Annotated in this window: 2 protein-coding genes; both read right to left on the reverse strand. The window is 29.8% G+C overall.

Annotation, left to right across the window (positions count from 1 at the left end; translation table 11 throughout):
- Window positions 1–264 precede the first annotated feature (264 nt).
- Window positions 265–1,179: a hypothetical protein gene (locus tag WBY99_RS11365; protein ID WP_423976451.1), complete on the reverse strand. Its 915-nt coding sequence runs from the start codon at window positions 1,177–1,179 to the stop codon at window positions 265–267.
- A gap of 189 nt (window positions 1,180–1,368) precedes the next feature.
- On the reverse strand, window positions 1,369–1,968 hold a 600-nt coding region (locus WBY99_RS11370), incomplete at its 5' end, for a hypothetical protein (RefSeq protein WP_423976452.1).

Genomic DNA, 1,968 nt, shown 5'->3' on the forward strand with positions numbered 1-1,968 from the left:
CAAAATCTTCACTAATTGTGTTTCTCAAATTTAGATTCTGTGCGAAAATTAAGAGACAAGAATTTAGAATTATAAAACTTAATACTTTTTTCATTAATGCGGCATTTTGGATAAACTTGCTGGTAACGTTTCGGGGCTTGGCGAAGGTGGGGTTTAGAAAGTACCAAAGTTCAAATTTAGTACAAAAGCTAATAGAAACTACAAATGTTCAGCCTAGTACTAAAGCCCCACTTTTGCCAAACCCATGTTAGCTGTTCGTTGCTTTTATATTTGTGAGGTTCTATCTACTTTTAATAATTTGTCTAAATCTGTATATCTTGGTTGTCCATAAGTGAAAGGACAAGGATTTCCATTTTTGTCAATTTTGTCATTAATTATTGGTCCGATATTTTGTTTTAATTTTAGTTTAAATACTTTTCTTAATCCCTCGTAATTTGGTTCTGCTTGTTCTATGTAGTTTTTAAATTCTAAATGTTTTGTCAAATCAACATTGTCGATAGGTTTTTCTAATATCTCAAAAACGTGTCTTATTTGTGAGTTGTTGTAGAAAGCAAGGTAACGTGCAGATTTAAAAGTTCTTTTATTTTGACACATATACAAATTATAATTCAATGCAACTCCTTCTGCCCAAGAGCCTGCAACAATTATTACTTTGTCATTATTCAAATCCCAATTAAATCCGAGTAAATTTAAGTTGTCTAATAACGTATTGAAATGTTCAATTAAAAATTCGAGTAGTTGTTTATTGTCTGATTGTGAGGTTTGTAAATAGTCATTGAATATATTAATTATTTTCAACCAATTTGCCCAATGCGTTTCTCCAAGTTGCTTTGGTTTATTTTCATCAGGTGTCAAATAAAGTAAAAAATCGTTACTTGTTTTAACTTGTGTTCTGTGTCTATCGAGTTGAGAAATATCAACAGAATTACTTTTTATTTTGCTTTCTACAAATAGTTTAAATGAGAAATTGCTTAAAAGTAATCCGTCTGGGACACCAACTTCATTTTTTGCTTGTGAATGAATGGCAATTTCACTGCTTGGCAATTGAATATTTAATTCTGTTGTCAAATATCGAATGAAATCTTCTCCACCTATTTTGCATATTTGAAGAAAAGCAGAAGTCACTCTGTTTTCTGGTTGCTTATATTCTCCAAATATTGATATGTCTTCTATTTTCATTCGTAATTATTTTCTGTTTTTAGTTTGAGTTGTCGGTTTTTTGCAATGACAGCTAACGGTTGGGTATTTCTGCAGGCGGGCTAAAAATACGAAATCTTTCTACTTGCTAAAAATTGAATTAATCGCTAAAATCTTCGATGAAAACTTCAAACCCGCTTGTAGAAATATCTTGTTACCAGCAGGTTTTGATTAAAGTAAATCGATAATGTCAATATATTTTTTCAGCATTTTTTTATTGATGCTTATCTGAGGACATTTTTCGTAATAATATTTAGGTGCGTAATAACGGTAGGAATTCTGTTTGTTATTCTGAATAAAAGTCAATTGAATAGTGCTATGGTCAGATATAATACATGGTGGTGCCAAATTTTCATCGACTTTTAATTTAAAATCTTCCTGATTGAATTTTAAAAATTCAGAAAGTTGCATCGAATTAATAAGTTGTTTTATTTTGCTTTTTTTGTCTTCAGTTAATTCAAGGTTTTTTAAAGTTGTTTTTAGTTCGTTATTTTTAAGATATTTTTTAGGTCTTTCTTCAGAATAGGAATTTATATTTCCATTGTTGTCAATAAAGTAATAAGTTAAATAATCATAGGCTGTCCAACCGCCACTAATTTCACGAACGATAGCAATATCATCTTCTTGCAGTTTTTGTGGAAATTCAAAATCTTCACTAATTGTGTTTCTCAAATTTAGATTCTGTGCGAAAATTAAGAGACAAGAATTTAGAATTATAAAACTTAATACTTTTTTCATTAATGCGGCATTTTGGATAAACTTGCTGGTAAC

This window comes from Kaistella sp. (genome assembly GCF_049588135.1).
Taxonomy (GTDB): Bacteria; Bacteroidota; Bacteroidia; order Flavobacteriales; family Weeksellaceae; genus Kaistella.